This window comes from Pseudobdellovibrio exovorus JSS (assembly GCF_000348725.1).
GTDB classification, from domain to species: Bacteria; Bdellovibrionota; Bdellovibrionia; order Bdellovibrionales; family Bdellovibrionaceae; genus Pseudobdellovibrio; species Pseudobdellovibrio exovorus.
Genome location: NC_020813.1, coordinates 2,270,312 through 2,283,122, shown reverse-complemented (window position 1 = coordinate 2,283,122; position 12,811 = coordinate 2,270,312). Strand labels below are relative to the sequence as shown.

Genomic DNA, 12,811 nt, shown 5'->3' with positions numbered 1-12,811 from the left:
ATAGCAGAGGCTTTGCGGTTTTACCTATTTATTTGTAACTACGGTCCAGTTACAAAGTTTGTACAGCATACGAGCGCCAACATTTCCGTCCCATTCAGATTCTTCCGCTTCACCAGATGAAACTTCATTTAAATCGAAACCGACGATTTGACGTCCAGATTGAGCTAATAAATTAAATAGGAAGAAGACTTCATCTGCAGACAAGCCGCCGATCACCGGAGTTCCGGTTGATGGGCAGAAGCGAGGGTCTAAACCATCAATATCAAACGAGATATAAACTTTTTGTGGAAGCTCTTGAATGATATCTGTAGCCACTGAAGCCCAACTTTCGCCTTTTAAAAGACGCTGTTTAAGAGCGATATCAAAGAATGTCTTCACATCTGGTCTAGATTGTACGAAATCGTACTCTTCTTCACAGAAGTCACGGATGCCGACTTGTACAAGCTTTTTAGGCTTAGTGGCTAAGTTCATGACGTTGTACATGATAGAAGCGTGAGATTGTTCGAAGCCTTGGTAGGCTTTGCGCGTGTCTGAGTGTGCATCAATATGAAGAACGCCCACTTCACTTTGTCCGTTAGCGCTGTGCTTTTCGCAAATAGCTTTGATGGCTCCCAGCGGAGTGGAGTGATCGCCTCCGACAAGGCCAAAAAGCTTACCTGAGTCTAAAATACCTTTAGTTTGTTGATAAACCCACTCTGTCAGTTCGCGAGAAGCGGTATTGACTTGGTTAACAAGAGAGTCAATTTTAGCGGTGTCTTCAGATCGCTCTGTTCTAAGAGAAATTACCTCTTGGGCCAAAGCTTTGTACTTTTGGCTGTTGCTTAAAACTTGCTCAGAGATTTCACGCATGAAGTAGCCTTGTTCGTAGGCATTCTTTGTTTCGAAGTCGAAAAGATCAATTTGCTCAGAGGCTTGGCGAATGATGCGTGGGCCGTTCGAAGCTCCTTTTCCGTAAGATGTAGTCACTTCCCAAGGAACAGGCAAAAGGACAAGACGGCTTTCCGCTTCACTGTAAGGAATACCGAAGATACCGAAATCAGAAGATATTGTGGTTGTGGGATCAAATTTCTTATTTGTCGTAGGTTGGCTCATAAAACTCTCTTGTGTTTTGTTGAACAAAAGTAATATCAATTAGTTATAAAAATCAGCACCATTTAGTTAGAGGATAAACCCGAAAAAATAAATGATTTCAATTTTTTAACTTATCGCATCATGAGTCTGGAATTTCAATAAAAAGTTGAAATAACGGACTCTATCCCTCATGTTGCCCATAAAGAAAAAGGACCCACTTGAAGGAGGAAAACTATGTTTGCAACTGCAAAATGTATATTAGCGATTCTTGTCGGTTTCAGCGTCATCGCATCGACGGCTTCTGCTGTTGAAGTGAATGCAAAAGCCCCACAGGGCGGAGTGCTGAACTATCACTTGGATTTCGAACCTGAAAGTATTCACCCCATTATGAAGGGTGATATGTCGACTCGTTACTACAATCGCTATGTTCAAGATAGCCTGTGCGATAATGACTACAATACATGGGCCTATACTCCTCGTTTAGCTGAGTCATGGACTGTTTCTCCGAATGGTTTAGAGTTCACTTTTAAATTAAGAAAAGGTGCCACGTTCCATAATGGTGACCCAGTAACAGCTGCAGATGTGAAGTTTTCATTAGAAGCTATTCGTGATCCAAAACATGAGGCTTTAAGTGCAATTCCATACTTCGAAACATTCACGAAAATTGATGTGATTGATACACATACAATCAAGTTTACTGCTAAAGAGAAATACTTCCAAAACTTAGGTTCTTTATGCGGTTTCTACATCATCCCTAAATCAGTTTACGGAGATATCAATAAATCAATTAAATTACTAAGAAGCTCTGTGGGTGCAGGTCCTTACCAGTTCGTGCGTTATGACCGTGGTCAAATGATCGTGATCAAAAAATTCGACAATTGGTATGGTAAAGATGTGCCAGCGTTAAAAGGTTACTTTAACTTCGCTCAAATCAACATGAAGGTAACTAAAGACGATAATATCTTGAATGAAAGACTGAAAAAAGGTGACTTAGATTACGCAGAGATCAAATCAACTGATGCGTTATTGAAAATCACGGGAAAACCATTCAAGCCAGTTTTCAAATCAGGTAAGTTCACAACGAAAGCTGTACAAAATGAAATGCCGAAGTCTTATGGCTATATCGGTTTCAACTTTGTTGATCCAATCCTAAAAGACAAAAGTGTACGTTTGGCTTTTGCTCACTTAGTGAATCGCGCTGAGATTAACCAAAAGTTTGCAGAAAACTTAAATAACTTAGCAACGAGCCCAGTTCCAGTGGGAACAAAACAGTCGCCAGATCGTAAACCTATCGAATTCAGTCCTGCGAAAGCAAAAGAGCTATTAACAAAAGCTGGTTGGGCTGATGCTGATAAAAATGGTGTTTTAGAAAAAACAATCGATGGTAAAAAGACAGAGTTGCGTTTAACTATGATCTACGCAAACAAAGACTCTGAAAAACAATGGACAATCGTTAAAGAAGACTGCCGTAAAGCAGGTATTATCTTAGATTTGAAATTGTTAGAGTGGAACAGCTTCATCAAAACAATTGATGAAAAGAAAATGCAATTGTGGGCAATGGGCTGGGGCGCAGGTGACGTGGAGAGCGATCCTAAGCAAATCTGGCACTCATCTTCAATCGGTACAGGTGGATCTAACTTCGGTTCTTACAAAAATGCTGAAGTAGATAAATTGATCGATCAAGGCCGTTCAGAGTTAGATCAAAATAAACGTAATGCAATCTTCAAACGCGCTTACACATTGATTGCTGATGATGTTCCTTATGTTTTCTTATTCAATAGAAAATATGAATACTATGCAGTTTCTGATCGCGTTGGAACTCCAGGTGATACATTCAAGTATGACTTTGGTTACAGAGCATGGTGGAGTGCTCAACCTTAATCTGAGGTTGTAGTCTAAATGTTAGTTTATATCCTAAGACGTCTTTTGTTGGCGATCCCCACTTTTCTGGGGATCACTTTACTGACTTTCCTTATTATCAATGCAGCTCCAGGTGGACCGATCGAGCAGAAATTGCAACAGATCCGCATGGGCGGTGGTGGTGATGGGGGAAGTAGTGTCGTTATTTCTCAAGAGATTTTAGATAATTTATCTAAGCAATATGGTTTTGATAAGCCAGTATACGAGCGTTACTGGATTTGGTTAAAGAATATTTCACGCTTAGATTTTGGTGAAAGCTTCACCTATCAAGAGCCTGTGATCGATGTGATCACACAGAAGTTTCCAGTTTCCTTATCTTTCGGTTTGGCCTCTTTATTTTTAACTTACCTTGTGTGTATTCCGCTGGGGGTTAAAAAAGCGATCAATGTGGGAAGTCGCTTTGATCATATCAGTGGTATCGTGCTCTACGGACTCTATTCAGTTCCTGTGTTAGTTTCGGGTATTCTTTTGATCGTTTGGTTCGCGGGCGGATCGCATTTTGACTTATTCCCTATTGGAAATCTTTACTCTGACGATTACGACACTTTGAGCACATGGGGTAAATTTACAGATCGTATTCATCACTTTATCTTACCATTAACATGTTACATGTTGGGTAACTTCACTGAGCTGACTATGTTAGTGCGCAGTTCGATGTTAGATGTGACCAAATCAGACTACATCCGTACAGCGCGCTCGAAGGGGTTAGCTGACAATGTCGTTTATTTCAAACACGCTCTTAGAAATGCTTTGATTCCTGTAGCGACAGGTCTTGGTGGTTTCTTACGTGTTTTCTTAGCGGGCTCCTTGATCATCGAAAGAATCTTTAACTTAGATGGTATCGGTCTATTGAGTTACAACTCAATTTTATCGCGCGATTACAATGTGATCATGGGGATCACATTTATTTCTGCATTATTATTACTAGCCGGAAATATTATCAGCGACATCATCTACGTCTTGGTAGATCCAAGAATTGACTTTAAATAGAGAGGGGGAGTTTGTGGGATTTATTGAAAAACGAATTAAAAACGAACTGACCCTTAAACGATATCGTCGTTTTAAACGCAATCGTCTAGCGGTTGTGTGCTCTTGGATGTTGCTGGCACTTGTTTTCTTAAGCTTAACCGCTGAGTTCTGGGCGAATAGCAAACCTATCGTGATGAAGTATCAGGGCAAAATATATGCTCCGATTATTTTTACATATCACCCAACCGCATTTAATCGTGACGACATCTTCGTCATGGATTACAGATCGTTAGAGTTTGGTGAAGGTGACTGGGCGGCATGGCCCCTAGTGCAGTGGGATGCCTACGAAAGTAATTCTATTGTGGACACATATCCATCGCCTCCAACTCGTTATAACTTGATGGGGACAGATGATCGTGGCCGTGATGTTTTAACACGTCTCTTATATGGTCTTCGCTATTCGTTAGTCTTTGCGGTAGGTGCGTGGATGGCCGCGTATTTACTTGGTGTTGTGATCGGTTCTGTAACAGGTTACTTCGGTGGTAAGTTTGACTTATTCGGTATGCGCTTGGTTGAAATCATTCAGACCATGCCGGTCACGCTGATTTTGATCACGATCATTTCGATCTTCACTCCGAACTTATTTGTCCTGATTATATTGTTGTCGTTATTTGATTGGACAAAGATCGCTTTGTATATGCGTGGTCAGTTTTTACAATTGCGTAAGCGTGAATACGTTGAAGCGGCCCGCGCGCTAGGAGCTTCCGATCGCAAGATCATCTTCGGTCATATTTTACCGAATGCTTTAACTCCGATCGTGACGTTCTCTCCGTTTGATATTGCTGCGAATATTTCAACACTGGCTTTCTTGGACTACTTAGGTTTGGGATTGCAGGCTCCGACGCCAAGTTGGGGTGAGTTGTTAGATCAAGCTCAGAAGTATATTACATCCGCCGAGTGGTTGGTGTGGTATCCGGCAGGAGCGTTGGTATTGACGTTGACGTTGTTGATTAATATTGGGTTGGCGGTGAGGGATGCGTTTGACTCTAAAGCCCTGTAAACTGGCCCCTTAAGATGCATTTGGCCTCAAAGTTGCGCTATTTGAGGCCATGCAGTGTCCACGATGTTTTAAATTAAACTCCAATCAAACCCCATCCGAACCTCGTCCTTTACGATTTATTCTTGCAGGGAAATATCTCCGTCAACATGATCAAACATGGATTCAAAGGTATAAATGCCTTATCTGTAATAAGAACTTCTCAGATAACACTTACCATCCCTGTAAGTATCAAAAGAAACCTCATCTGAACTTTCCAGTATTTGAACACCTTGTAAGTGGAGTTTCTCAAAGAAGAATGGCAAGGCTTCTAAAAACCAATAGAAAGACCATCGTTCGTAAGTTCATGTTCCTTGGACAGTGGGCTTTGTGGAATCTAAGGCAAAATAGCCACATTCCAAACAAACCAATCGATACGATCGTATTCGATGATATGGAAACCTTTGAATCCACAAAGTTTAAACCTCTATCGATCAGCTTGGCTGTAGAGGATAAAACAAGGTTTATCTTAGGTTTTCGGATAGCTGAGATGCCAGCTAAGGGWSCTTTAGCRAARAGAGCWTTWGARAAATATGGWARRCGKYTAGATCAAAGAAAGAAGATGCGKCAGGAGYTATTTMATCAGTTAAAGCYRRTAGTGACTSAAGAGTGTGGTGATTAAGTCAGATCARAACCCACATTATGCTTCKGATRTMCTCAGATATTTYCCMGAGGGMGAGCATTTAACATATAAGGGAAGAAGAGGCTGTGTGGTGGGRCAAGGTGARTTGAAGGCGGGAGGMTTTGATCCTTTGTATGCRCTMAATCATACGGCAGCGATGTTRAGRGCTAATGTGAATCGTTTRTTTAGGCGGACATGGAATACAACGAAAAAAGCCATGTGTCTTGAGTGGCACATGGCTTTGTATACTTGGTATCATAATTTTGTGTTGTTAAAGTCGTAGTTTGCTTCCACTCTAACAACATTTTTAGGGGCCAGTTTAGAAATTATTCCATTTCTTCCAAATACGTATACCCCGACAACCCCTCTTCATAATGCTTAATCAACGCCTTCGCCTCTTGCTTCGTCAGATTGCCATTGGCAATACTTTCTTCTGTGAATTGGCGGACACTGTCGACCATTTCGGCGCGGCCGTACTGAACGTAAGTTAAAACTTCCGTTACTGTGTCACCTGGAACGTAGTGATCTACTGTATAACCAGAGTCGCGTAGTGAAATGTGAACGGCATCGGTGTCACCGAATAGGTTGTGTAAGTCGCCTAAGATTTCTTGGTAAGCACCTGTTAAGAAGACACCTAGGTAGTAAGGGGCATCGCCTTCTTTGAAGGGGTGAACGCGTAAAGTCTTTTTCACTTCGCCTGATTCTGAGTCGATGAATTTTTCGATTTTTCCATCAGAGTCACATGTCAGATCGGCTAAAGTGGCTTCGTGGCATGGTTCATTTTTCAGATTGTGAATTGGCATGACTGGGAATAACTGTCCCACGGCCCATGAATCTGGAACAGATTGGAAGACCGAGAAATTACAGAAATAAGTGTCACAAAGTGTTTCACGTAGTGAGGCCACGATGTCTTCACAGTCTGGAGTCTTCTGAGCTGTTGAAAGCATTTTCGTTGCAATCGCAAAGAACATACTTTCACACCATGCACGTTGAGTTAAGTTCAACACGCCGTAAGTGAATAAGTTCAGAGTTTCAGATTTCGATTGCATCAAGTCGTTGAAGCACTCGTTGATATTTTCAGGAGTCAATTTTTCATAGATGTACTGAAGCTCTTGCATGATCGCAGGATCTTGCTTTGTTGCCGGAGCCGGAGGATCTTGTTTGAAAAGATTGTTCACGCCCATCACATTAAAAATCAAAACCGAGTGGTGAGCGACAAGAGCGCGACCAGATTCAGTTACGATATTTGGGTGTGGAACACCTTTTTCATCGCAAAGAGTTTGTAGAGTTGAAACCACGTCGTTGGCGTACTCTTGCTCAGAGTAATTGATCGACGAATCAGACCAACCTGTTCCATCGTAGTCGACGCCTAAACCGCCACCAACATCGATGTATTTTAGTTTTGCACCTAAAGAGTGTAGCTCTGTATAGAAACGAGCCGCTTCTTTTAGTGAGGACTTGATACTTTGGATAGAAGGAACCTGTGAACCGATGTGGTAGTGAAGTAATTCAAGACAGTCTAACATGTCTTGTTTCTTCAGGAACTCGACACCTTCCACGATTTCCACAGCTGTTAACCCGAATTTTGAACGGGCACCTGCTGAGTCTACCCATTTACCAGCACCTTGCGTGTTTAATTTTGCACGGAAGCCGATTTTAGGTTTGATGCTCAGTTTTTTTGCCGCGTCTGTGATCAGTTTAAGCTCGTCTTTACGATCAACGACGATGATGATTTCGCGGCCGATCTTTTTTGCTAATAAAGCAGTCTCGATGTACTCCGCATCTTTGAAGCCGTTACAGATAATCACGCCGTCTGGAGTGTTCATCAAAGAAAGGACAACTAAAAGCTCTGGTTTAGAACCACATTCAAGGCCCAAGTGAACTTCTTTGCCGAATTTTACAAGTTCCTGTACAAGATGGCGTTGTTGATTCACCTTGATGGGATAAACGCCACGATACGAACCTTTGTAGCTGTGGTCTGCAATCGCTTTTTGGAAGCAGGCATGAAGTAAGTGAACGCGTTCACGAATAATGTCAGGAAAACGAATCATGATCGGAATGCGAATACCGCGATCTTGTAATTCTTGAGTCAGTTCGTAAAGGTCAACAGAAGGACCTTTTTCTCCTTTTGGGGTGACCGCCACATTTCCATCTTTATTGATACGGAAGTAACCATTGCCCCAGTTGTTGATTCCATAAAGTTGAGAACTGTTTTCAACTGTCCATTCAGCTTCAGGGAGTTTTGCAAAAGCGTGAGTTGGTACTTTTGATAGATGAGTCGATGTGTTGTTAGATAAACTCATGGGCCCTCCCCCAGAAAACTGTAACATTTTATTTATGATATTCGTTTACAGTCTAATGAGGGGGGTTGCAAGCGGTTTTGCTGGCAGTATCCTTTGGTCTATTTTGCTGGAGCAATGAGGTTCAGAATTTTCCCAGCTTTGTAGATCACCTTAGTTGGAGTTTGTTGAGCCAAAGCAGAAGTCACTGTCGCCACTTTCATTGCGGCGGCGACCGCTTCGGCCTCGTCCGCAGTGACAGAGATTTCGATTGTTCCCCGCATTTTGCCATTAACTTGAACACCTAAAGTCACCGTGTCGTCAGTGCACAGCTCAGGTTTGAATTGAGGCCATGCGGCTGTTACGACAAGGCCGTCTCCGCCAAGTTTGCTCCACAGCTCTTCGGCTGTGTGAGGTGCAAACGGCTGAAGTAATTGAGCCAGCGGCAGTAAAACTTTTTTAGATTTACAATCGTGTTTGTAGAGTTCATTTACTAGAATCATCATTTGGCTGATGCACGTGTTGAAGCTCATGGCTTCAATGTCCTCTGAAACTTTTTTGATAGTTTTGTGTAATAACTTCTCGACCTCGGCAGGAAGCTCACTGTCGGTGGCGATGCTTTCACCCGTAGTTTCGTTAATTGCTAAACGGGTCAAGCGATCGAGGAAGCGTTTGACTCCGTCAATACCGCTTGAGTTCCAAGGTTTGTCTTTGTCCATTGGGCCTAAGAAGCAAATGTAGCAGCGTAAAGCATCTACACCGGAATCTTTCGCCACTTCGTCAGCAGGAATTACGTTCCCGCGGGACTTCGACATTTTTTCTCCGTCAGGGCCTAAGATCATCCCTTGGTGAGCCAGCTTCTGGAAGGGTTCATCTACCGGAGACAATCCCACATCGAAAAGCACCTTTGTCCAAAAGCGCGAATACAACAAATGTCCTACTGTGTGTTCGGCTCCACCGACATAAAGATCCACAGGCATCCAGTACTGTGCCGCCTCTGTTGAAAACGGAGCGGAACTGTTACGAGGATCTGTGTAACGTAAGAAATACCATGAGGAACCGGCAGCGCCAGGCATGGTGTCGGTTTCACGTTTTAAATCCGCCGAGTAATTGACCCATTCCTTATTGTTGGCAAGAGGAGCTTCACCTGAATCTGAAGGCTCGTAGTTCGCCACTTCAGGTAGGAGCACAGGCAGTTCATTTTCAGGAACAGCTTGTAGTTTTCCATCTTGAGTTTGCAGAATCGGGAACGGCTCACCCCAGTAGCGCTGACGGCTGAAAAGCCAGTCACGCAACTTATACTGAATTTGTTTTTTACCTAGATTTTTTTCTTCTAAGAATGTGAACATCTTTTGGATGGCATCTGTCTTCGTTAGACCATTCAGGAAGTCTGAGTTGCACAATTTGCCTTCACCAGTGAATGGTAAATCAGTTTCTGACTCTAAAACGCGGACCACAGGAAGATCGAACTTCTGAGCGAATTCAAAATCACGTTCATCATGCCCAGGAACAGCCATGATCGCGCCGCTGCCGTAATCCATCATCACGTAGTCGGCAATCCAGATCGGGATTTCTTTTTGGCTCACAGGATTTAGCGCGTAGGCTCCAGTGAACACGCCTGTTTTTTCTGTGTTGGCTTTGCGATCCACTTCCGATTTTCCAGCTGTGCTGGCGATATAGTCGCTGACACGTGAACTTTGATCGGGTGTGCAGATTTTTTTTACGAGTGGGTGCTCAGGTGCTAATACCATAAAGCTGACACCAAAAATCGTGTCGGGACGAGTGGTGAAAATCTCGAATGAATCTTCAGGGAAGTTTTTAATGTTGAAGCGAACAGTGGCCCCTTCAGATTTGCCGATCCAGTTGCGTTGCGCCTCTTTCGTGCGCTCAGGCCAATCGATTTTGTCCAGATCCTGTAACAGGCGTTCTGCATAGTCAGTGATTTTCAGCATCCACTGTTTCATCGGAACGCGGATAACAGGGTGGCCACCGCGCTCTGATTTTCCGTCAATGACTTCGTCGTTGGCTAAAACAGTTTTCAAAGCTGGACACCAGTTCACTGGAACTTCTTTTTGATAAGCTAAACCTTTTTCAAAAAGCTTCAGAAAAATAAATTGAGTCCATTTGTAATAATCAGGTTCACAGGTAGAAATTTCGCGGGACCAATCAAAGCTGAAACCATAGCGTTGTAATGTCGCGCGGAAGCTGGCGATTGATTTTTCCGTGGTGATCGCAGGGTGTACACCAGTTTGAATGGCGTATTGCTCAGCAGGCAAACCGAAAGCGTCGTAGCCCATAGGATGTAAAACATTGAAACCCTTGGTGCGTTTGTAGCGTGAAATAATATCGGTCGGCGTGTAAGAAGCGATGTGCCCCATGTGCAAGCCCGAACCTGATGGATAAGGGAACATATCCAGTGCATAGTATTTTGGTCGAGTAGAGTTGTTCTCGGATTTATAGGCCTGTTTGTCAGCCCAGACTTTTTGCCATTTTGATTCAATTTCAGTGTGTTTCATAAGACGCCATCTTAATGGGAGAGGGGGTTTAAATCAAACCCAGAAGTGTAAAAATCTTTTACACTGATCTTTATTTTTTCCTCTATTTTCCGATAAGTAGAGTGATGAAAAAAGATCCGCGCCATAGGCCGATTCTGGTTCTCGACGAAGATCCGGAGACATTGCAGTTGCTCCTTGAGCCCCTGAAGTGGGAAGGCTATGACGTGCGCGGTTTGACCTCGCTGAAAGAGGCCAGTGAATTTCTGAACTACTGGAAGCCGCAGATGATTATTGTGGACCCTGATTTTGCTGCAGGGGATGGCTTAGAGTATTTGAACTCATTGCAAGGTCACTTAGAGAACACCTCGTTGATCGTTGTTTCAGCTAATAATTCGACGGAACGCATTGCCCAATGCCTCGATATGGGGGCAGGAGATTATATTCTTTCGCCATTTGCTCCTTTAGAGTTTTTAGCGCGCGTGCGTGCTCAGCTTCGTGTCTTGGATGCGAAAGAGCTATTGCAAGAAGCCAATCAAAAGCTGCAAGAGCTAGTTGAGATTGATGATTTAACAGGTCTTTTCAATATGCGCTCGATTTTTCAAAAGCTAGAATTTGAAATGGAGCGCGGAAAGCGCTTCGATCGCCCTGTAACAGTGGTGATGATCGACATGGATTATTTTAAAACGGTGAATGACGGACATGACCATTTGTTTGGTAGTTACGTGCTTTCAGAAGTGGGAAAAATTATTAAAAGCTCAACCCGTTCTGTGGATATTCCAGCCCGCTACGGCGGAGACGAATTCTTGATCGTGCTATCAGAGACACCATTAGCCGGAGTCGAACTATTTTGTGAACGTCTACGTAAACGCATCGAACAAACCACGTTTCAGCAAGGGGCTGACTCGATTCAACTGACGCTGTCGATTGGTTTTGCCAGCACCAAATCTGGTGAAAGTATCTCGGCAAAAGAGCTGGTTCGCCATGCCGATGCGGCTTTGTACGAAGCTAAACGCCAAGGCCGTAATCGTGTTGTGGCGTACAGCGAGCAAACAGATAATCAACGTCGCTTAGAAAAGTCTGCGGTGATGAACATTTTTGATAAAAAAAGAAAGACAGCTTAGTCATTTAGTGGCATATCCACCCTTTAGATATCGTTAAAAGCCTTAAGTTAAGTATGGAAAATATGGAAGACACTGTTAAACGCCCTCGCATTAATTTGACTCGCTTGTTACCACGACAAAATGCCTACACCTTGGCACTTGATAATGAATATCGTCTTCATGCTTTTAATGAAGAACGCGCCCCGCTCAATCAAGGTAAATGGAGATCCGAAATCTTTCATACGACTGAAGATCGCGCCCTCGATGTGGAAATCGGAACAGGCGCAGGTATGCACTTTGCTCATCATGCGAATAAGTATCCTGAGCGATTTTTGGTGGGTCTTGAATTGAAATATAAACCATTGATCCAATCCATTCGCCGTGCGCAGGCTCTGGGGCTACGCAATTCAGCGATTTGCCGTTATCACGCGTTTAATATTGATAAGTTGTTTGCAAAAAATGAAGTGAATAATATCTACATTCACTTTCCTGATCCGTGGGTGACTCCACGCAAACCGCGCAATCGCGTGGTGAATCGTGTGATCCTTAAATGGCTCTACGATATGCAGCGTGAAGGTAGCTTCTTAGAGTTTAAAACAGATTCTCGCGAATACTTCCTATGGGCTTTGGATGAAATCAAAGAAACTCCTTACAAGGTAGAATTTCAAACTTTGAACTTATACGGCGAGGGTGGAAAGTACTTCGAAGAAAATTTTCAAACAAGCTTTGAAAAGATTTTCGTCAAGCAGGGAATTGAAATCAATTACATCCGCTTAATCAAATAAGTATCTGACATTGAAGTTCAGGAAAATTATAACAGGGCATTACCAATATTTGGTGTGCACTGTGATGTCTTGGGTGATGGAGATTTGGCAGCTCAGGCGATCGCCCTCTTCGCACTTATTGCGTTTTAAGCTGTCCATTTCATAGAGCTCTGGTGGGTTGACATCTCCGCTGATTTTCATGCGGCACATGCTGCAGATACCATCGCCATCGCAGGAAGAGGCCACAGGAAGTCCTGCCTGTAGAAGCACCTGCATCAGGTTGCTGCCGACTTCAACATCAAGGGTCATATTTTTCTGCGGAATGATTACTTTTGGCATTTCTGTATTCAGGATAGTCTAAATTCCGTGTGGGGAAAAGTTCATCCTTTTGGGCGGCCTATACAGATGCTCAGGCTAGAGGTGCTATTTTTAGCCTATGATATATGCAGATGGCCTCTTGTTGTCTCATAGCGAGCCTCGATTAAATGATAGAGC

General features: G+C 43.2%; 9 protein-coding genes. 5 read left to right on the top strand and 4 right to left on the bottom strand.

The features are described from left to right. Positions 1–24: 24 nt before the first annotated feature. The gene (locus tag A11Q_RS11260; protein ID WP_015470943.1) at positions 25–1,092 is read right to left on the bottom strand and encodes an agmatinase family protein; all 1,068 of its coding nucleotides are present in this window, start codon (positions 1,090–1,092) and stop codon (positions 25–27) included. Between the two features lie 213 nt (positions 1,093–1,305). Between A11Q_RS11260 and A11Q_RS11255 the strand changes: the two genes are divergently transcribed. From A11Q_RS11255 to A11Q_RS11245, 3 genes are read left to right on the top strand one after another with little or no spacing between them, the layout of a single operon-like run. Next, positions 1,306–2,952: an ABC transporter substrate-binding protein gene (locus tag A11Q_RS11255; RefSeq protein WP_015470942.1), complete on the top strand. Its 1,647-nt coding sequence runs from the start codon at positions 1,306–1,308 to the stop codon at positions 2,950–2,952. Positions 2,953–2,970: 18 nt separating this feature from the next. Then, positions 2,971–3,981 carry an ABC transporter permease subunit gene (locus tag A11Q_RS11250; protein ID WP_015470941.1) on the top strand — a complete coding sequence of 337 codons (1,011 nt, stop codon included), beginning with the start codon at positions 2,971–2,973 and terminating at the stop codon, positions 3,979–3,981. 13 nt (positions 3,982–3,994) lie between these two features. Further along, positions 3,995–5,020, top strand: a complete 1,026-nt coding sequence (locus A11Q_RS11245; protein WP_015470940.1) for an ABC transporter permease subunit — start codon at positions 3,995–3,997, stop codon at positions 5,018–5,020. Between the two features lie 984 nt (positions 5,021–6,004). Here the strand turns inward: A11Q_RS11245 and speA are convergent. Beyond that, positions 6,005–7,981 carry a biosynthetic arginine decarboxylase gene (gene speA / locus A11Q_RS11230; protein WP_015470938.1) on the bottom strand — a complete coding sequence of 659 codons (1,977 nt, stop codon included), beginning with the start codon at positions 7,979–7,981 and terminating at the stop codon, positions 6,005–6,007. 98 nt (positions 7,982–8,079) lie between these two features. Continuing rightward, positions 8,080–10,473, bottom strand: a complete 2,394-nt coding sequence (gene leuS, locus A11Q_RS11225; protein WP_015470937.1) for a leucine--tRNA ligase — start codon at positions 10,471–10,473, stop codon at positions 8,080–8,082. Positions 10,474–10,577: 104 nt separating this feature from the next. Between leuS and A11Q_RS11220 the strand changes: the two genes are divergently transcribed. Together A11Q_RS11220 and trmB are read left to right on the top strand one after the other, a co-directional pair. Further along, positions 10,578–11,573: a GGDEF domain-containing response regulator gene (locus A11Q_RS11220; protein ID WP_015470936.1), complete on the top strand. Its 996-nt coding sequence runs from the start codon at positions 10,578–10,580 to the stop codon at positions 11,571–11,573. Positions 11,574–11,626: 53 nt separating this feature from the next. Continuing rightward, positions 11,627–12,337 carry a tRNA (guanine(46)-N(7))-methyltransferase TrmB gene (gene trmB, locus A11Q_RS11215; protein ID WP_015470935.1) on the top strand — a complete coding sequence of 237 codons (711 nt, stop codon included), beginning with the start codon at positions 11,627–11,629 and terminating at the stop codon, positions 12,335–12,337. 39 nt (positions 12,338–12,376) lie between these two features. On the opposite strand, the gene A11Q_RS11210 is transcribed toward trmB, so the two are convergent. After that, positions 12,377–12,655 carry a 2Fe-2S iron-sulfur cluster-binding protein gene (locus A11Q_RS11210; RefSeq protein WP_015470934.1) on the bottom strand — a complete coding sequence of 93 codons (279 nt, stop codon included), beginning with the start codon at positions 12,653–12,655 and terminating at the stop codon, positions 12,377–12,379. Positions 12,656–12,811 lie beyond the last annotated feature (156 nt).

What these genes read in the sequence shown, in the direction of transcription:
- A11Q_RS11220 (WP_015470936.1), top strand. Translation starts at nt 10,578, where the DNA reads ATGAAAAAAGATCCGCGCCATAGGCCGATTCTGGTTCTCGACGAAGAT.
- A11Q_RS11250 (WP_015470941.1), top strand. Translation starts at nt 2,971, where the DNA reads ATGTTAGTTTATATCCTAAGACGTCTTTTGTTGGCGATCCCCACTTTT.
- leuS (WP_015470937.1), bottom strand. Translation starts at nt 10,473, where the DNA reads ATGAAACACACTGAAATTGAATCAAAATGGCAAAAAGTCTGGGCTGAC.
- A11Q_RS11260 (WP_015470943.1), bottom strand. Translation starts at nt 1,092, where the DNA reads ATGAGCCAACCTACGACAAATAAGAAATTTGATCCCACAACCACAATA.
- A11Q_RS11255 (WP_015470942.1), top strand. Translation starts at nt 1,306, where the DNA reads ATGTTTGCAACTGCAAAATGTATATTAGCGATTCTTGTCGGTTTCAGC.
- speA (WP_015470938.1), bottom strand. Translation starts at nt 7,981, where the DNA reads ATGAGTTTATCTAACAACACATCGACTCATCTATCAAAAGTACCAACT.
- trmB (WP_015470935.1), top strand. Translation starts at nt 11,627, where the DNA reads ATGGAAAATATGGAAGACACTGTTAAACGCCCTCGCATTAATTTGACT.
- A11Q_RS11210 (WP_015470934.1), bottom strand. Translation starts at nt 12,655, where the DNA reads ATGCCAAAAGTAATCATTCCGCAGAAAAATATGACCCTTGATGTTGAA.